Below are 20167 nucleotides of genomic sequence, written 5' to 3' on the forward strand. Positions count from 1 at the left end.
GTAGACAGGAAAAAGAAAGCACATTAACCTATTTACTATGGAGGGGATTTTTCTATGGGAAAAATTAGAGTTACTTACGATGTAGAATTTAAGAAAAAAGCTATAGATTTATATTTAAAAGAAGCCATGAGCTATAAAACTGTTGCGGAAGAATTAGGTATTCATCACTCAGTTGTAAGTCGTTGGGTAAAACACTTTGAAGCTGAAGATATTAAAGGATTAGAAGAAAAACGCGGTAAAGCGAAAGGACCAGGTTTAGGCAGACCAAGAGTTAGACCAGAAGATCCAGAAGCCAAGATTAAACGATTAGAAGCGGAAAATGAAATGTTAAAAAAGCTCTTAGGGATGTAAAAGGAGGCATGCAAGCTATATCCAAAACGAGAAAGTTTGAAGTAATATTTGAGATGTTAGAAAAGGGGTATACGGTTACCCTATTATGTACCATTGCTGGTATAACTAGAAGTGGGTATTACAAGTGAATAAAACGGCACTTAGTGCCTTCTGAAAAACAACTAGCGGACACTTAAATCAAGAAAAAGATATTGGAGTGTCATAAAAAACTAAAAGGGATTTATGGATATAGAAGAGTGCAAGTGTGGCTGAAAGTCACATATAACCTTCATTTGAATCATAAGCGTATACAAAGATTGATGAATGAATTAGGCATCAAAGCCATAATTAGAAAAAAGAGACCTTATTACGGAAAAAAAGAGGCATATGTAATTTCAGATAACCATCTAAATAGGGACTTTCAAGCCTCAAAACCAAATGAGAAATGGGTAACGGATATAACCTATTTGATTTTTAATGGACAACGCTTGTACTTATCAGTTATTAAGGATTTGTACAACAATGAAATTGTTGCCTATGAAACCAGCCGTAGAAACGACTTAAAGCTTGTGTTAGATACACTTAAAAAGGCAAAGAAAAAACGAAATGTAAAGGGAATTCTCTTACATAGTGATCAAGGATCTCAGTATACATCTCGTCACTATAATCAATTACTTACAAAATATCAGATGAAGGTAAGCATGTCTCGAAGAGGCAACTGTTGGGATAATGCTTGTATGGAAAACTTCTTCAGTCACTTTAAAGCAGAATGCTTTCATTTATATTCCTTCCGCAAAGCGCATGAGGTTAAATTTGCCGTGCGCAAATACATACATTTTTATAATCATCAAAGATTTCAAAAGAAATTAAATAACCTGAGTCCATATAAATATAGAACTCAGGTTGCTTAGTTGCGCTTTTTCAATACTATCTACTTGACAGGGGTCACTGCACTTTAAAGGATTCTTTTTTTTGCCCTTCTTCTCTTTTCCACCCCTTAACAAACCAGATTAGCTAGCCAAAATAGGATATGCGAAGGGGAGGGGGCAAAGCTGGGGCGTGGAAAGCCTTTTGACTATGTGTAATTATTTCACTGCCTCTTTTAATTCTTTTCCTGCTTTAAAAGCAGGTGCTTTTGAAGCCGCGATTTGCATTTCTTCACCTGTTTGTGGGTTACGTCCTGTACGTGCAGATCTTTCACGTACTTCAAATGTACCAAAACCAAGAATCTGTACTTTCTCTCCAGTTGCTAACGCATTTGTTATTGTATCTAATAATGCTTGTGTTGCTGCTGCAGCATCTTTTTGTGTAAGTTCAGCTTTTTCTGCTACTACTTTTGTTAATTCAGTTTTATTCATTTTCTGCACCTCTTCATATGTAATTAGGTGACTATTATAACGTGTGTGTATTCATGACGCAATTATACTGTACTTAGAAAAGGCCATAGCAAGAGATAGAGGACAATGTCTGTGTAAAAGGCATAAGAAGGATATTAATTATCGCTTTAAACTCTGTTCATATTTCTTTACATCTTCCATGGTTTTAAATATTAATACATCAAAAATTCCTTTTTCATTCCCACATACGACAACAAAACCATCTGTTGCTTCCAAAACTCTACCGACGCCACCATCTGTAAGTGTAATACTGGTGATATGTTTTACGTTCAGTTTATCTTCTTTTTGAATGTAAGTAGTTATGGGGGTTCCTACAGGAAATGCGTCTGTGATTTCTTTTGTTGTATATGCGCCATCATCTACTGATTGAGTTTTAGTTGTAATAGAATCAGTTTGAGTGGCACATCCTGTTGAACATATTAAAAGAATGCCAGTAATCATACTTACACATGCTGTTTTTACCATTCACAAAATCCTCCTATAACTGTTCGTATTGTCAACCCATTTAGGGTAACAAACTATATATACGAAGTTTGTTGGTTTATGTGAGTCGTAAATTAACAAAGATACAGGTATTTTGCCAGAATGTGTTTTAAGCAAAAGAAAAGACACCCAAAGGTGCCTTGCTGCGACTGGAACCATCGTAATATGGTATTGGGTGCCAACCCGAATATTATTTTACCACATTAAGTAATTTTGGTTGTTGAGAAATATAATTCAAATCTATATGTTGTTTATTTTTGCTTCGTTAGCTTTTTTGTAATGGATTCTTCAACCTGTTCAGATTTACTTTTAATTTCATCGGTAATTGCTATCTTGCTACCCGGGTGCACACAATAACAGTATTTATTGTACCAGAACAAAAAAAGTGATTAAATGTAAAGAATTTGAAATTCGAAACGTATGTTATTATTATATTGAGAATTATAAATTAAAGGTGGCATCTGGAAGGGAATAGTTATAAATGAAAAAAATAAAGGGGAAGTTATCTTTTAGCATTGATATTATAGGTTGTATCCTTTGCATTATAATGCTTATTATAAGTCTTGTTAATTTTAGAACATGGGTACACCCATTTTTATTCCTTATCTTCGGACTAATTTTCTTCATTAATATAGTAAATACCCGTAAGAGAAAAGGGCGTAATTCAAATTAAAATAAAATTGTATCCGTATAACCAAAAAACGCTATTCTTTTTGTAGAAATATACAGAGAGGATGGCAATTTTTATAAATTTTTTGTTTTAAGATGAACTCCAATGATTTGCTGAGGGATTATATCAATATTTTCCTCCTTCACTTTTAGAACAGCTTACTAGAGGGGGAGATTTTGTTTAAAGAAAGGGAGTTTTTGCGATGTTACCTGATTATATAAAGATAGCTTATGAGATAGCCCAAAAAGCCCATGCTGGGCAAGTAGATAAAGCAGGTATGGATTATATCAAACACCCTGAGGCAGTTGCTAGCTTTGTAAATACGAACGAAGAGAAGGCTACTGCTTATTTGCATGATGTTCTGGAAGATACTGAGATAACTGCTAATGATCTGTTAAGTGCTGGTATACCTCATAACGTAGTTGAGGCAGTGCAGGTACTGACAAAAGAGAAATACACACCTTATTTTGAATTTCTGAGCAGAGTGAAAGAAAATTCTCTTGCCCGTACAGTTAAACTTGCAGACTTAAAACATAATTCTGATCGTTCAAGACTTGCTAGGATAACAGATAAAGACCTAAAACGATTAGAAAAATACCGCAAAGCGATTCAGTTTTTAGAGGAATAAAAGAAACAGCAACTTCTTAAGTGACAATTTCTTATAATACTAGTTGTTTAAAGAAACTCCTTCTTGTAATGTTTTAAGGCATGTAAGAACAATTCTCTGGTTGTTATAAAATAAAAAAAATAAGAGACGATATTCTAAAGGAGTCTAGAATATCGTCTCTTATTATAAGCCTTAAAACGTTAATTCAGGAATATGCAAGTGGTTTTTTAATAAGTTCCAAGTCTCATCTAGAATGGGTTTTGGTGGTATGTAAATAATTGTTCCATCCCGACCTCTTGTTAAAATAACTCTATATGCATTGAGTTTAATTTGGAATGGATCTTCAACACCCCATTGATAGTGTTGCCCCTTCCAATTCCCATTTTGTAGATATAGATCATCATCCCAATGAACAAGCGTCATATCTAGTTCAAGACCCTGTGTTTGGAATTCAGTTGAGCTGTAGTTGAGCGCTCTACAATAGTATTGGGATTCGGCATAGTTAAAGTATTGAGCGATCTTACTAGGGCGTTCATATCGTTCATCTCTTGGTAGAACGGGGACTTCTTTTTGATGATCAGCGCCACCAGCACAGACAACGCCAACTGTTTTTGTATCATCCTGATAAAGCTGATGTAAAGTGTGTTTGGCTTTGGCTAAATCACGCGTAATAAAAAGTTGATAATGTTCTTTTGGTAGCTTATGAATAAGCTGTTTTGTTTGTTCAAAATTAGCATCTAATAAGGTATTAATAATTTTATAGTATTTTAAAGCTGCATGAGCACGGAAAGATGAGTTTAAATGTAGCTGAGAATGTGTTCTATAATGTGCTGCATTTGTGAATATAGAATTAGAATGTTTAGAGTGAACAGTCACGTTTTTTCCAGCGATCGCATGATTCCACAGGGCGAGACCGCCTTCTTCTCCAGAATAGATCTCCTGTCCGTCTCCGATTAAGCCAATTGTTACACTCCACGGTTTATTGTTTGTTGTAATATTCATTATAATATCCGGTTCGCTTAAGTTTTGGGCTGTTCGATTTCGTTTAGTGAGCGATTGATCGACTTTTTTTGTATCCCATGCTCGTTGGGCCTCATCAAAAATGATTATTTGTTCTTTTGGAATCATTCTCTTTTCGAGAAAATCCATTTTATAGCCATATAGACCTTGTACGAAGGTTCTATTTTTCAACGTATCTTGTAATACGTCTACTAATGGGCCGTTACCAGATAAATAAACTGCATTTTTCATCTCGTGTGCAATGGTCAGACCTAAATATGTTTTACCTGCTCCTGGCTCGCCAGATACTAAAATGAGATGATGGGTATTTGTAAGTTGAGCTTCTTCAATGATTGAGCGTACAGTTTGTTGTACTTCTGGAAAATTACTGCTTGATACAGCTTTAATGTCAGGGAGCGGTTCATTATTTAAAATGGATCGAGCAGCTTCTAGCATAGAAGGTGAGGGTTCATAGACACCATTGATTACTTCCTCTAGCGTTAAAGTTGGTGCTTCTGTTTTATTTAATATTCGTTTAAGTATGGTTTCCAATCCATCAACGGTGGAAAGGGTTACTTGGTAATCTTTTTGGAAAAACCAATGTTCACCTTCATAGTTTGTAATCAGTAAAACACCTATGACTTGCATGTTAGATTGTTGAATAGCCGAGTGATAATGTTCGAGATCACGCATATAAAGGGATGTTTGGATATATTCAGAAGGCGAAACGTTATTATAACTTTTACATTCGAGGACTATCAGATAACCATTGATTAGTAAAAGTACATCTGGACGACGACCGCCTCCGCGTAAAATCTCATATTCAAAAATAAGTGATGCATCTAAATTAGAAAATCGATTAAATAAACTTTGTAGTTTATTGAAACTATCAATCCATGCTTTCTTTTGAGAAGTTATTTTTGAATCATTAGCATTGGTTTTATAGATATGATCTAGCAATTGTTTAACAAAAAACTGTACATCTAATTGCTTAAATTGTTCAATAGTTCCAGCCCAGCCGCAGTTCAAGATAAAGGCCTCCTTGTGACGTGGTTTTATATATGTATATCCTTATTATACGTAATAATATAACTAGTAGGGAATAAGAAAAGAGTTATCCTTTTATTTGAAGCATTTTCTTCCTCAATTTCCTGATTAAAATGAAGAGGTAAGGAAGGGGAGATGAAGTGAGCTGAAATAAAGTTGTTTTAGTGCGTTTGCTTTATTTTAAAAGTAGTTTGAGTGAAGGAGATAATTTGTTAAATACACTATGTTGTTCATTTCCTTCTTGATTCATACCTGCCTGATAAGATGTAAATCCTTTATACGTTTTTCTTTTCCATTGCCATAAGCCATTAGTTTGATCGAATTCACCATAGTAATGATTGTAATCGAGTTTGTTTCCAGTGTTTTTATTAAAATTATTGCTAATAAAAATACGGCTATTACTTGCATAGATTTGGTTATTGTTAATTACATTGTTCCGAGTATCGTAATTTAATTCGATTTGGCCACTCTCTTGATCTTTTGTATCATTTTTATAAATTACATTGTTCGTAATCATGTTATTTTCAGCATATCCTTGCTTACTGTCATATCCACCAATTGCAATGCCACTCATGATATTATTGGATATTGTATTGTCTCTAACAGTAATTTGGCTTGCGCTTTTTCCTGCATGTTCACTAGCTACTTCAATACCGAGATCATTTTCATAGCTTTGATTTTGCTCAATGATAATTTCCTTCCCACCATCCACGTAAATACCATCAGCTGAATATTCATTATAACTAGTATTATTGATGGATGAATTGTGGTGGACAATGTTATTACGAACAACTCCATTTCGTGCCTGATCTAAAGAAGCTACTGGAGATACGCCTTCATGTCCAATTAGAACAATTCCAATGTTGTTGTTATCATGTACTTTGTTATTGGTAACTTCAAAAGAATCCACATTCCCATTCACAGCAATAGACTCACTTAATCCTAATTTTAAATTTGTTACTTCGTTATTATCGATGACAATATGATTTAAATTATTTTGTGCACTAGATGAAGTACCGTAGACAGCAATACCGTGTGCGTTTCCATCCTTTACATTCGCTTCAATGTGGTGAATATAATTATTTCTAATATCAATGTAACTTCCTGCTCCAGTGATATAAATACCAATAGGGGTTTCGTTAACTTTCGTTGACTTTAAGTTACGAAATTCTAATCCCTTTACTTGAATATAATTTTTGTCTTCTATTGTAAATAACCCATCATCTTCTAACTTGACTTTAGAACCATCAAGAATGACTTTTTCATCTTGGTAATTTTGAAAAGTAATGGGTGCTCCTGAGGTACCAGAATGAGCGACACGAACTTTTTGGTTATAAACCCCGCCTCTTATGTAGATTGTACTTCCTTCTTTTGCGACATTAGCAGCTTTTTGAATGGTAGCGAAAGGGTGATCTAATGTACCAGGATTGAGGTCATTTCCTGTTGGAGATACATAGTAATTTGTAACAGGGTTTGCATTGTTATTGGATTGTGCAAAGGGAGAGGCAGGGAGTGTGAAAATTAACATACAGAAAGAAAGTATAAAGATAAAAAGCGATTTTTTTAATAAGGGAAATATTGTTTGATATTTCATCATGATCCTCCTTCTTTTTTAGGCATTCCTTCTCAACTATATAGTTAAAACTGGCGATTTATATCTTGTTTCAATAAAAATATTTAATTGAAACTGGAGAGGATGTGGTGAATGAGATAGCGAAAAGGTTATAAAAAAGACACTAACAGGAGTGTCCAAATTAATTAGGAGTATATCTTTCAGTACGAGTTGTTGTTTTATCTCGATTGACTTGCGCACTTAATTTAATCAATAGGTCACGATCTATAAGTAATACATCATTTGCATGTGCTAATTTACGTGCTGGTTCTGTGAAATAGTTATTAGTTACAACCCAAGCATGAACAGCATCGTAATATCTTTTAGCTCCAACAACTTCTTGTACGGATTGAATACCGACTTTATTTTTATAGCGCTTTGCTTGTACAACGATTTTTGTACCATTATTTTTTAAAACCAAGTCAGCCCCAAAGTCACCAGAACCTTTGGTAACTTCTGTTTGGTACCCAAGCGCTTGGTATAAGGAACTTAAGTATTCTTCGAATTGTCGGCCATTCATTTGATCAATTTGATTAATACTGGATTGGCGAAGTAAATCTAAATAAATTTTATGGGCCTTCTTATCTTTATTTTTCTTGTACATATCTAAAGGGAAAATGATTATTAAAAATAGTAGAGCCATTTGCCATAGTTCCATAATTAAAACTCCTTTTTACTAATATAATGATATATCAAATTATATAGTAATAGTTTTATATAAGAAAATAGATGTATATATAAGAAAATTTTAATAAATTAATTCTTTTAAAGAAATGGGGATTAATAGATAGGGAAAAGTTAAAGAGGTAAAGGAATAAGACGTGAAAGAGAATTTGCTATTTTGATAGGTGATACATATGTGTTGCTCTCTGGTGCGATGGAAGAGTACTCATATGAAATAAAGGGTTTAAGACGTTATACAATTGGTTTGGTTGGAGAATGGCCGTGAATAAACAGATGTACTAGCAATTAAGCTAGAAAAGCAAAGAGGAATTGAGCTCACTGAAAAAGAATTGCAAATGATAAAAAGAACTCTAGAATCTAAAAGAATGTATATAAAAGTTCTGCATTTTAATATCGTACCTTTTCGCGAAATAATAAATAATTTTGTCGAAAGGGTATTGAATATTATGGGAAAAAGGTAAAAACAGAAGTTCGACAGCCTGCAGTTCCTCAACGTTCAATTTTAAAAACGTCAATTGATTCAATGACACTTAATATTGAAAATGAATTAGTGGAAAGTTATATATAAGCACCTATATAAGGACTTTTTTCTATGGGAATTTTTTAAGATGAGAAATATAGCTTTGTATGAGTTGAATTATAAAATAGGAAATTAAGTATTATTTAAATTTAAGAGAGGAGATTAAAGAGTTCATTTGTAATGAAGTTCTTAATGATGAAGACTAGCCATGTTCTTGAGAAGTGTATTATTTAAAACTTAATATTAGATTTTATTGATTTTATATCCAGTTTTCTTTTATCCTTATATAGAAGGAGGCTATCATATATGAGAAAAATCCGTAAAGACATTCGATCTATTACTCGATTAGTCGTTGCTTTAGCAATTATTACAGTGATTATTGTAATATGTAATACCATAGGAAATATGAAAATGTTAACAGAAATGCTTCAGGAAACAGCAAAATTAGGAATAAGTACAATTATAGGTTTAATTGCAATTTCTATTGCTTGTATGTCTTTTCAAAATCATGAATCTAGAATGGAAAATAAAAACTTTTATTTGAACTATTTGACACTGATGCTCGTTACGTTAACTTTTTTACTCGCAACTTTTTTGTTTCCTTATTTGCCGATAAATTCTAATTTGTATTTGTATTATGCAATTTTTAACATTTATTTTCTTTTGGGGATAATTTTGTTGGGGGGATCATTAATAGCTACTTTTGGGGTTATTAAGAAGGCTTTTGAATAGGAAAGAAAAACTAGTAATCATTTCCTATAAATAATTTTTGATTTTTTTATGGAGATAGACAAAAAGGGATGAAGATAATTCATCTCTTTTAAATGTTTTATTGTTTTCAGTAACACCTAAATGCTTTTTAATGTATCTTGTAGCATTTGAGAGTAGTTTACATTATTAGCTGTTCCTATCTTATTTATAATCATTCCTTCTCAACTAAATAGTTAAAAATGACGATTTATATCTTGTTTCAATAAAAAAGACCCGGGACTGAATTCCGGGTCAAAGGACATCAACCATCGTGGTCTCCGTCTGCCATCGTACTTTGAACGACTTTTACTACGTGACTATCTGTTTGAGATGTAATTCCCAATTTAAATATTAAAGCAGTAGCAATACTTATTACTTTAATTAGCTTTTTCATTTTAAAGCTTCTTTCGCATCGGCTTTTTTCTTAGCTTGAATTGCTTTATAGAAGTATGTACCTGCTTTGGCATGCTGGCCTTGTTCGAAAATCTTTTCTGCTAAAGCATTACAGCATTCATAGATATACTCATATAAATCTTCTCGTTCAAAGTATTCAATTCCTACAAGAACCGTAGCTTCTAATTTCTCAGCGGATTGATGCCATTTCTAAAATATTCTCCGTATAATACTCCCCTTGCGTTGAATTGGGAGTCGTTACAAACTATGTTTAGTAAGAACATTGAACTATTTATTTTTTTAATTATAATAAAATTATATACGGATATATAATTTTAAAAATTCATTTCAAAAGGGTGGTAATTCAAATTGAATTTAGGACTAATTGTTGGTATTCTGCTAATACTTGTTTTTGTATGGGTTATAATATCAGGGATTCGTAACGGAGACGCTACTATCTCACAAATGTTTGGAAGTGTAATTTGTATTTTTGTATTAATTTGGCTAACTAAAGGTTGCGTACCTATATCAAAAGAATCGTATGAAGAACAAATTGTATCTAATGTTGAAGGCTTCCAACATGATGCTATACAATTTCAAAAAGCTATTGAAAACTCCTTTAACTACTATGAAAAGGGTAATGTAGTGTATTCGAAAGAAGAAGCAAATACTATATTAACAGATATACTTAATATTCAGGACACTGTAAAAAATCTAGAAGAATCACAAAGAGAAATCAAAAAGATGAAAATACCTGATGAATACAATTCCGCCCATACAGATTTGGAAATAGCTACGCGTTACCTTGTATTAGCAGCAAAAGCTATTAGTTTGTTTAAAGAAACAAACGACCCTGAATCTCTAAATAAGGCACATGAGTATCTTAATCAGTACAGTGCCAACATAGAAACCGCAGTTATTGAGTTTAAAAAAGTAAATGATATAGATATTATAAAAAAATAACACATATTAAAACGATTATGTTCTCTAATTTGTGGGCGGAAAATACACACCGCTCTTTTTTTATGTTCAACATTTAAGGACATTCTATTCAATGCTCTAAGTATGTTGTTTTTGCTGATTTAATAATTTAAGAAATTTTTAAGACAATACATGTATGTGAAACTTAAAGATTAGTTGTTGTCAATCTATTAATTTGTTTCATATTCGTACAAACTGGAATATTTTTAAACGGGAGCTTTATAAAATTACTGATTGAATAGATGAGAGGGAGAGTGGTGGCACAAATTAAAGAATGGGGACTAGCAAACCCAAAACGATCTGCATATTAAATTATAATAAAGCTTACTAATATCGATACATTATAGGTTAAAGTTAATAATAAGTATATCGTTTTATAATAATGTAATATTTATTGTATTTATGACATAGTTAATTAGTTTTCTAATTGTAAACAAAGAATTTCTTAACTCATAGCTTCATAGAAATTTTCTTTAGTTTATCAAATTATTATGAGAATATATAAGAATATAGGATACTCTCCCCTTAAAGTAGAATGTGTAAAAGACTGTGAGTAAACATGGATGTTACACTTCTAATTTGAGGGGATTTTATTAGGGATTATAATAAACTGGAATTTTTAATTTATTTAGACAGATTAGAATTTTTATTAACAGATGCTTTTTGAAAAATATTACAACGGATCTAATACAAGGTGAAATTCCTGGGTATTTAATCATTTTCCCCCTCCTTTTTATAAGCCTTCCTTCTCAACAATATAGTTTAAACTAACGACTTATATCTTGTATCAATAAAAAAGACCCAGGAATATATTCCGGGTCAAAGGACATCAACCACCATGGTCTCCGTCTGCCATCATACTTTGAACGACTTTTACTACGTGACTATCTGTTTGAGATGTAATTCCCAATGTAAATATTAGAGCAGTAGCAATACTCATCATTTTAATTAGCTTTTTCATTTTAAAGCTCCTTTCGCATCGGCTTTTTTCTTAGCTTGCATTGCTTTATAGAAGTATGTACCTGCTTTGGCATGCTGGCCTTGGTCAAAAATCTTTTCTGCTAAAGCATTACAGCATTCATAGATATACTCATATAAATCTTCTCGTTCAAAGTATTCAATTCCTGCAAGAACGGTAGCTTCTAATTTCTCGGCAGGGACATTATTATTAATGTCTCTTAAAATTTTAAACCGATGCTGATATTCTTCATTGTTTAGTTCTGTACAGAGTTGTAATCCTCTTTCAAATAAAATATTAGCAGTTTCTTGGTTTCCTAGTTTAGAGTGTTCTCAACCTTCGATGAAAATGGCTTTATAGTGGTTAGGTTTCTTTTCGGATACTTCAGAGAGGTAGCGAATAGCTAATTCAGACATATTTTGCCCTGCATATAATAAACCTAAATTATGACGAACCATTACAGTGAATTTTTCTTCTCCAATTTTTTGGAACAGATCCATTGCTTTTACAAGATGTTCTTCGGCTAGTACCCATTCTCTTAAATTGGTACATGCCATGCCTAAAAGGTTTTCACAGAATCCAATATTTCGTTCATGGCTTTCATGTTTAGAGAATATTTCTTTAGCTTTGTTAACATACTTAATTGATTGGAGTGATTCATAAATATCATAATGGAAAGCACCAATTTTATAGTAAAATTCAGCCTGCTCAATTTCATCAGATACCTCATCTAGAAGTTCTTCTGCTTTATCATAATGATCTCTGGCTATTGAATAGCTGCCAACGGTACTTGCATGAATTGCTTTAAAGAAGTGATAGTAGTAAGTTAATATATTATCATCGGGAATTTGAAAACTTTCTACTTTGTCGAAGCAATCTTTTGAAATGTTTAAATTGTCTACTATGTATTTATAACGAAAATCTAATAGAGAGTAATATAAGTGCAAGCTCTGATCCGAGACATCTATCATTCTATTATCAATTTCTTCTTTTAGCTGGTGAGCATTATCAATGCGTCTCGCACGAATTTCAATATACCAATCATTTAACATATTAGCGACTACTTCATATTCTTTGACTAAAGTATCCATAGTATCCTCCTCATTCTATTGCAGTATATGTATTAATAATAATAGAATTTGGATATTTTACACACAAAAATATCAAATATTCTAATTAATCTAAAATTAATTTTGAGAGTTCATGATATATAATATTAATAATAAGTTTATATATAGTTCTTAAATCGGAAATTCGTATTATTGTTTATTTTAATATAATAATATTAATGAGCTATTATAAGAGAGGGAGGATATTCTTATTGAATAATATCCAAAAGAAACTAGGATACTTAATTTGAAAATTATTCATAGATTTATTGTGAAAATTAATTTTAAAAGTATTTTTCATAAATTTTAATATAAGTAAAAATATCTTTAATGATTAAGATATGGGGGAGAAATGGGTAAAATGAACTACAGTTGGAACAGGTATTGGTATGAAAGAGAAGAAAAAGTAATTTTCGATCATGATGGGTTTATTGTTAACCCAAAGGACAATAAAGAGCAGAAACTAGTTACTTTTAAATCAATTTCTTATAAAACATGTTTAATTCTTTTGGGAGGGCCGGGAATAGGAAAATCTAATACTATAGAGATGGAGTATTGTAAGCTCAAACAAGAACTAGTTAGAAATGCTAATAAAATAGATAAAGTGGAGTTTGTAGACCTTAGTAAAATTTCTACTCGTGAAGATTTAAAAGAAGAACTACTAGAAAATCCTTTTTTTGATGAATGGATTAATGGAAATGGACACCTTTATTTATTTTTAGACAGCTTTGATGAATCATTTATTAAATATGAATCTTTGACAAATATGTTAATAAAAAAGTTCCGTGAGCATAAATCTAAACTTTATAGATTAACTTTAAGAATAGCTAGTAGGATAATTTTAGAAGTGTTTGAATTAGAGAAAGAATTAAAGAAGTTATGGGGGGAAGATTCCTGTGGAATATATCAACTAGCACCATTATGTAAGGAGGATATTATAAAAGCCTTAGAGGAAAATAACATATCAACAAAAGATTTTATAAAGGAAATAAAAAATAAAAATTTAGTTTCATTTACTGGAACACCTGTTACTTTGCAAATGTTAATAGGTTACTATCATACGGGATATGGCGTGTTACCTAATTCAAGAATTGATATTTATAAACAAGGATGTAGGGGTTTAGTCAGTGAGGTTAATCCTAGCCGTAAGACAAAACAATCACAGGCTGGTAGGTTAAGTGAAATAGAATGCTTGAATTTAATATCAATAATTGCAACTATTACTCTGTTTTGTAATAAAAGTATTGTAAATACAAGTGGCATCTTAGGTGTGATAAATAAGTCTGAAATAGGTTATGTTGATATTGAAACAATAATGAATTTAGAAAGGGAGTCGGATGTTGAAGAGGCATTAAGAACAGCCCTTTTTGTAGCACGTGGAACAAATAAATATGGATGGGCGCATCTAACATACGCGGAGTTTTTAGCAGCAAATTTTATAAATGAACATCTTAATAATGACCAAATTATGAATTTGCTTATTCATCCTAATGATTCAGAAGAAAAAATAATTCCTCAACTTCATGCCACAGCTGCTTGGATAGCAGGCATGAATCCAGTTGTTTTTGAGGAGATTTTAGAAAGAGATTATAACGTATTATTTTTAGTTGATTTTACAGATATAAATGGTACCCAAAAAGAAAGGTTTATTGATAAGTTTTTAAACTCACTAAATAAGAGGGATAATCGAAACTTTTATGCAAATTATCAAATATATAGTAGTTTAAATCATATTAATCTTAAACAACAGTTAAGAGACTTTATTTTGAACAATACAAATGATGAAATAGCTGTTGTAATTGCAATGGAGATTGCAATTCAATGCAGTATTGATTTTAAACAAGAGTATTTGGATTTAGCTTTAAATAGAGGCGGTGAAATCCAGGAAAAAGCTATACTTTCATATCTTAAATATGCAAGCAGTACAGAACTAGTATGTTTAAAACCATTAATTACAAACCGAGTATATTTAAGAGATTCAGTGTTAGAGCACATCTTAGATCTGTTAAAAAAAAATAATTTAATTGAAACTGAAGAGTTCATGACCGCATTACTTAAATTTAAAATAAATCAAACTTCTGATGAAAAAAGACTATTAAGGTTGGTTAATAATTTTAAAACCATTGATTTTAAGATAGCTTTAAAGTGGGGAAGAGATAAACTTAATATGTATTCCTCAAGGACATTTACTTATGTAATTGATTTATTAATATATCTTATACTAAAACGTATTGATAATGAAACTATAATAGAATCTTTAATAGAAGAGGTATTGTATTCTAGATATGAAAGTGCTAAGCCTATAATTTCAAAAGATCCCTTATATATATTAAAAGATGGGTTAGACAAAAAGAAAAAAATAACTTTATATTTATTAGAATTAGAACATAAATCAGAAATTCCCTATATGGAACTTGTCGCAAATCAATTATTTACAGTTAAAGATTTATCATGGTTAAAGTCTATAAGAGCTAGCAAGAGTTCAGTGCTTTCTTGGAATAGTATTGATAAGTTAATAGAAAAATTAAATAAGCAAATAAAAGAAAACATGAAAAAAGAAGAGACCTTGTTAAAGGATGAAGTATTGGTTAGAAAAGAAGTTGCTGAAATTGATTTATCTATTGATAATGCTGTGGACTCTTGGATTAGTTTCTGTAATCAACCATTATTAAATGAGTTTAATATAAACTTTTTAATAGATCCAAGAAAAAGAATTAGACTTTTACTTATAAATGAAAATATAAAGCAAAAATTAATTAAAGCTGCATTAAATTATCTATTGACTTATCAGTTAGACAAGGAAAGTTTTTATGAAATGATTCATTTTACTAAAGATGTTGAGGCTGGAAAATTAGCATTCGAAATTCTATATGAAGCTCAGCAAGATATCTTGATAACTTTGCCTGAGACAGTATGGGAAAAATGGGCACCTATTATCATATATTCCCCATATTCATCACCTTTTGGAGAGAAATGGAATCATGATATTTTAAAGTTAGCTATAAAAATAAATAAACATATTATATTGAATGGATTTATGGATATGTTAGATAAACGAGATGTAATTCGAAATTTAATTACTGATTTTTGCTATATATACTGGTGTGATAAGTTAGCGGAATCCATATTAGAAAGAGTGGAATCGGATAAAACTGATATTGATAAAATATTATATTTGTTAGGAGCTCTTTTAGAGAATGGTTATAAAAAGGGATATGAATATGCAGTATCAATCTTAACACAACCTATACCTAATAATGGTGATTGTAGGAATAAAGCAATAGAAATTGCAACTTGTTTGATTAGTAAAGGTTATGATGCGGGTTGGGATACTATTTGGGGAGTCATTAATACTGATAAACAGTTTGGTATTGAAATTTTTCACAGAATTGATACAAAAGATTACTCAAAGGGCTTACACCTTGGAAATTTAATTGGCAATAAGTATGTAACAGAAAAGGACTTAAAAGAACTTTACTTATGGATTAAAACTAATTTATGTAACAGTCAAGAAAAGATTGTAGACTATTCTAGTTGTATAGGGTGGCAAGGATCAATATTAAACGAGTTAAGGGGTCGAGCTAACAAAAATGCTTATGAAGCAATAAAAGAAATCGTAGAAGCTTTACCGAATGATATGGAAGCATTGTATATGTGGTCTTCTATAAAGCATAATTATATAAGAGATAACTGGATACCACATAGCCCTAAAGATATTAGTAAATTATTATTGGGTGGATCGAATCTTTTAATATACAACGAAAAACAATTATTAGAGGCAATTTTAAAATCATTAGATCGTTTACAAAAAAAATTGCAGGGGGAGACGCCTGCAATGATTGATTTATGGAATGAGTCAATAGAGAATGGATTTAGACCTAAGAATGAGAATGCTTTTTCTGATTATATTAAACGACATCTTGAAGAGGACTTAAATCATAGAGGAATTATTGTGAATAGAGAAGTAGAAATTAGAAGGGGATATGGTACTGGAAGTGGTGAAAGAACAGATATACAAATTAATGCAATTATTAAGGATCATACTGAACAAAGAAATAAAAAAATTACAGTTATAATAGAAGTGAAAGGCTGTTGGCATAGAGAACTAGATATTGCAATGGAAGAACAACTGATAAATAGATATCTATCTGATAATGAATGTAATTATGGTATCTATTTAGTAGGATGGTTTTATTGTAAGCAATGGAGAAAGTCTACAGTTACTTTTGAGGAGAAAGGTAAGTATTTTAAAGAGAAGGCAAAAGATTTATCCAACAAACATAAAGTAACAGTTGTACCCTATATAATGAATACAGCATTAAGGGAGTAGTAACTAGTTTATTAATTTATATATCTTATAATTTTTGTATAGTTTAATTGATAAAAAAATTGTTGCGTTTAAATCTTCTCCTTTTTATATAAGTATTTTGGGGATATTTTTATATTTAATGTATTTTTAATAGTTATATTTTTGATGTGAAGGTGAGATTTTTATATGAAAAATAATATAAGTGAAACTTTGTTAGAGATTTGGTGAATATATCAGGCCATATTTAAAGTTTTAAATTAATGGTCAAGTTAAATCAATAAGCTTGAGAAGTCAAATGAAATCATTTCTTTTAGTTTAAATTTAAGTAACTAACGAAGAAGAATATTACTTAAAAAACAATTGATATAAACGAAATTTCTACATAAGAGTAAAATGATTTGGCGGACTTGTAAATATAATTGTATTTGTAAAAATTGGACGTGATATGAGTGAAGAAAAATAAAATTTTAATTGGAGAAAAGACACCGATTTAATAAAGTTTTAGATATTAAAATATGGATGAAAATAATTAAGATTCATCTGGTTTTGTACACCCCCCCACTAGAATTAAAGGTGGGGGGGTGATCATTGTAATTATCTTAACTTATTAATATTCATCTTAATGAATATGATATCAGTAAACTCCCCCGTTGTATTCTCTATACTTCCTTATCAAAATTGTTCTATATATTTTGTTGGAAATTCTTTTAAGAATAAAATTTAAACATTTATACTTTTTTCATTCTTCCAGTAGAAGCTCCTTTATCTTTTCAAATTTAAACAATATTTTAAAAGATTCATTCTCTGCACAATTCATTAATTCTGAATTATATGTATATTCGTATTCTTCTAAATGTCCATTTCTCTGTTTTTGTAATTGAAAATATCTTTCTTCTTCAAAACGATTATTCAAACCCTCAATAATTGAAATTTGTAAAAATAGTATCCCATTACAAGATAATGGGAACGTACTCATGAAATTTAGTAATTCTAAAAGTTTAGAATTTATAGTATCTGTAATAAATGTAACGATGCGCTCATTAGTTTGGGTTTTCAATCCTTTATTATTTAACTCATTAAAAAAAGTTTTAAATTCTTTTTTGAGTGGGCTTTCTATAATTCTAAACATCTTAGAGAGTGCCCTATTTAAAATACTTCTTCCCTTAAAGTCATCTAGAAATTCATCTGAGAACCATGAAAATTCAAACCATTTATTATCGTTAAATTGCTTTAATTGGGGGAATTGAACTACTCCACTGCTAAATATATATGAAAACTCTAAATCACAGCATAGTAACTTTACTAATAAGCATCTTGTTTTTGTAAGTTTTTGATTATAATTTTCTACAATTTGAATCCATTCTTTATCTAGCCTACACAACGATAAAGAGAGCTTACCAAACAGTATGCTTGTTAATAAATTTTTAATTAGCTTATTTTGCTGAGTTTCATCACCAATCACTAACTCACTTGATGAAATATCAAAGAAACTGGCTAATAAATCTAATTTATTTTTACTTAATAAGTAGGGATTATTTTTGGTTAACTTTATTTTCTTTAAATTAGTTATTACACTTGGATCAATTAGATAACTTCCAGAGCTTGAGAAATATTTGTTTTTTTCATCAATTTTTCTAACTAGTTCTATATTACTAGTAATATTATTTTTCCTCATTAAATTTGATAAGTTCCAAGCAAATTGATGGAAAACAAGCTTTTGATAATTAAACATATTTTTCTCCTTAATACTTGATATCAGTTTATTCCCAACTGTAGTCCTTTTTAAATCTTAATTTAAAAGTATTTATAGGTTCTGTTTTCATCTAGTAGGTATTGCCTATTAAATTTTATTTGAAATAAATAAAACACTTGAAATTAATCTATCTTCTCTATTTTATCACAATAAATTCTTGTAGAAATGTGTGTGAAATAAATAATAATCTATCAATGCGAAAATAAGGATTACAATTTAAAGTTGTACATAGAAGAAAGAAAAAGAAATATATAAAATTGAAGGGGTATTTTATGCTTATTCATCTAGTTCAATTAAATAAAGCAAGTAAAAATAAATTTTGTGAATACATTATTTTTAATAATGCAATAAACCTATGCCTATTAAACTAATTTAGTTTAAAAGCTATTCTTTTTTTATTTTAAATTTTTTTTGAATTGCTATTAAAATATATAAGCGTTGTGAGTAAAATACATGGATAGAATGAAATTTTACTAAAATATACAATCTCAATCTAACGATCTGTTTGTAAAGAAGTTATGCAAAATTAAATGGAGAATTTCATTTATATTTCACCGTTAAAGATTAAGGAGGAACTACTATGGAATTTCAAATTAAAACAAAAACAGGAGAAGAAATATTTTTTAAAATGAGTACACCTGTTGCTCTAACATTAATCTCTACAATAGCTACAGGTATCGGTACCGTATTCTTTCAAACGTTTATGTAACAAGGGATGTAGGATACCACTTTTATATTATTAACATTAATATCCTTCTACTATAGGCAAGAATAAATAAAAAGGGATGTATAGCTTTTGTAAAGGAAATAGAAAATGGAGAGGGAATAAGAGGTAAGTAACAAAGAGATTACCAAGAATAGGGTATAGAAGATATTATGTTATATATTTAATATTAAGCATAAGGAAAGCATTCAAACATTTAACGCGTGGTAAACCTTAGTAAGAAGTAAAAAAGTTGATTTTATTTTAGCGAATTTATGCATTCCATTTATTAAAAGAGCTGATCAAAGGCACTATGATAAAGTACCAGCAAGTATAGATTAATTTAAAAGGGTTGGGGGATATTAAAGAAAGCTTAGGCGGAAATAAAAAAATATGGCGTATTGTGAATATGAAGAAAGAACCATTAAGTATGAGATTAACCAAGTATTTATAGCTGCTAACCAATTATTATTAAAAAATATTAAGGGTATAAAGGCTCAACAACAGCTAAAGCATAGAGATCATGTATTAAATGGTGTATGGTTAAAAGAGAATTTCAAGTGTGTCATCATTTTTTGTATACTTTAGAATTGATCGTATAATAGCTAGAATATAAAACTTTTATTCCGAGCATCTACTTTAAAGAAGTTTCTTAATTTATCAAGGTATTTTATTAAATACAATTTATATAATAATTTATTTTTATAAAATAAAAAGTAGCAGGAAGAAAGATTTTTTTAAAATTAGGCAATTGAAGTAAAAATGATAGGGTTTAGATTGGGAACTTAAACTAAATCCGTTGAATGATTATCCTTATATAAGAATGGATGCATTTTTATTTTTTTTCTTAGATATTTTAATG

At 30.3% G+C, this 20167-nt stretch carries 15 protein-coding genes and 1 pseudogene; 7 read left to right on the forward strand and 9 right to left on the reverse strand.

Going from position 1 to position 20167, the window contains the following annotated elements:
* Positions 1-54: 54 nt before the first annotated feature.
* Together NZ044_RS27850 and NZ044_RS27855 are read left to right on the forward strand one after the other, a co-directional pair.
* Positions 55-351 (forward strand): transposase, encoded by a 297-nt coding sequence (locus NZ044_RS27850; protein WP_074790082.1) that lies wholly within the window; start codon positions 55-57, stop codon positions 349-351.
* A 191-nt stretch (positions 352-542) separates the two neighbouring features.
* Positions 543-1241: an IS3 family transposase gene (locus NZ044_RS27855; protein ID WP_242476485.1), complete on the forward strand. Its 699-nt coding sequence runs from the start codon at positions 543-545 to the stop codon at positions 1239-1241.
* A 174-nt stretch (positions 1242-1415) separates the two neighbouring features.
* Here the strand turns inward: NZ044_RS27855 and NZ044_RS27860 are convergent, their stop codons facing one another.
* Both NZ044_RS27860 and NZ044_RS27865 read right to left on the reverse strand, forming a co-directional pair.
* On the reverse strand, positions 1416-1688 hold the full coding sequence (locus tag NZ044_RS27860) for an HU family DNA-binding protein (protein ID WP_001043943.1): 273 nt from the start codon (positions 1686-1688) through the stop codon (positions 1416-1418).
* Positions 1689-1826: 138 nt separating this feature from the next.
* Positions 1827-2192, reverse strand: a complete 366-nt coding sequence (locus NZ044_RS27865) for a hypothetical protein (protein ID WP_000241086.1) — start codon at positions 2190-2192, stop codon at positions 1827-1829.
* An 890-nt stretch (positions 2193-3082) separates the two neighbouring features.
* On the opposite strand from NZ044_RS27865, the gene NZ044_RS27870 reads away from it, so the two are divergent.
* Complete coding sequence (locus NZ044_RS27870) at positions 3083-3508, forward strand: HD domain-containing protein (RefSeq protein WP_340950095.1); 426 nt, start codon at positions 3083-3085, stop codon at positions 3506-3508.
* 171 nt (positions 3509-3679) lie between these two features.
* On the opposite strand, the gene NZ044_RS27875 is transcribed toward NZ044_RS27870, so the two are convergent.
* The 3 genes from NZ044_RS27875 to NZ044_RS27885 form a co-directional block, all read right to left on the reverse strand.
* On the reverse strand, positions 3680-5515 hold the full coding sequence (locus NZ044_RS27875; RefSeq protein WP_340950096.1) for a DNA/RNA helicase domain-containing protein: 1836 nt from the start codon (positions 5513-5515) through the stop codon (positions 3680-3682).
* Positions 5516-5708: 193 nt separating this feature from the next.
* Positions 5709-7127 carry a right-handed parallel beta-helix repeat-containing protein gene (locus NZ044_RS27880; protein ID WP_340950097.1) on the reverse strand — a complete coding sequence of 473 codons (1419 nt, stop codon included), beginning with the start codon at positions 7125-7127 and terminating at the stop codon, positions 5709-5711.
* Between the two features lie 160 nt (positions 7128-7287).
* Complete coding sequence (locus tag NZ044_RS27885; protein ID WP_445661950.1) at positions 7288-7803, reverse strand: restriction endonuclease; 516 nt, start codon at positions 7801-7803, stop codon at positions 7288-7290.
* Positions 7804-8655: 852 nt separating this feature from the next.
* Here NZ044_RS27885 and NZ044_RS27890 point away from each other — a divergent pair.
* On the forward strand, positions 8656-9081 hold the full coding sequence (locus NZ044_RS27890) for a hypothetical protein (RefSeq protein ID WP_086398087.1): 426 nt from the start codon (positions 8656-8658) through the stop codon (positions 9079-9081).
* A gap of 280 nt (positions 9082-9361) precedes the next feature.
* Here NZ044_RS27890 and NZ044_RS27895 read toward each other — a convergent pair whose 3' ends face one another.
* Positions 9362-9493 carry a hypothetical protein gene (locus tag NZ044_RS27895; protein ID WP_254905288.1) on the reverse strand — a complete coding sequence of 44 codons (132 nt, stop codon included), beginning with the start codon at positions 9491-9493 and terminating at the stop codon, positions 9362-9364.
* A 368-nt stretch (positions 9494-9861) separates the two neighbouring features.
* Here NZ044_RS27895 and NZ044_RS27900 point away from each other — a divergent pair, with 368 nt between their 5' ends.
* The gene (locus NZ044_RS27900) at positions 9862-10455 is read left to right on the forward strand and encodes a hypothetical protein (RefSeq protein ID WP_001048487.1); all 594 of its coding nucleotides are present in this window, start codon (positions 9862-9864) and stop codon (positions 10453-10455) included.
* An 847-nt stretch (positions 10456-11302) separates the two neighbouring features.
* Here the strand turns inward: NZ044_RS27900 and NZ044_RS27905 are convergent.
* Together NZ044_RS27905 and NZ044_RS27910 are read right to left on the reverse strand one after the other, a co-directional pair.
* On the reverse strand, positions 11303-11434 hold the full coding sequence (locus NZ044_RS27905; RefSeq protein ID WP_340950098.1) for a hypothetical protein: 132 nt from the start codon (positions 11432-11434) through the stop codon (positions 11303-11305).
* Positions 11431-12522: pseudogene (locus NZ044_RS27910) on the reverse strand (response regulator aspartate phosphatase). The gene NZ044_RS27905 and the pseudogene NZ044_RS27910 overlap by 4 nt, the downstream one beginning before the upstream one ends.
* 370 nt (positions 12523-12892) lie before the next feature.
* On the opposite strand from NZ044_RS27910, the gene NZ044_RS27915 reads away from it, so the two are divergent.
* The gene (locus NZ044_RS27915) at positions 12893-16870 is read left to right on the forward strand and encodes an NACHT domain-containing protein (RefSeq protein WP_340950099.1); all 3978 of its coding nucleotides are present in this window, start codon (positions 12893-12895) and stop codon (positions 16868-16870) included.
* A 718-nt stretch (positions 16871-17588) separates the two neighbouring features.
* Here NZ044_RS27915 and NZ044_RS27920 read toward each other — a convergent pair.
* Positions 17589-18581 carry a hypothetical protein gene (locus tag NZ044_RS27920; RefSeq protein ID WP_340950100.1) on the reverse strand — a complete coding sequence of 331 codons (993 nt, stop codon included), beginning with the start codon at positions 18579-18581 and terminating at the stop codon, positions 17589-17591.
* 601 nt (positions 18582-19182) lie between these two features.
* On the opposite strand from NZ044_RS27920, the gene NZ044_RS27925 reads away from it, so the two are divergent.
* Entirely contained in the window at positions 19183-19311 is a 129-nt protein-coding gene (locus NZ044_RS27925) for a hypothetical protein (protein WP_002006281.1), read from the forward strand.
* Positions 19312-20167 lie beyond the last annotated feature (856 nt).

The sequence above is a fragment of the Bacillus sp. FSL K6-1338 genome, assembly GCF_038006965.1.
In the GTDB taxonomy this organism is placed as follows: Bacteria; Bacillota; Bacilli; order Bacillales; family Bacillaceae_G; genus Bacillus_A; species Bacillus_A thuringiensis_S.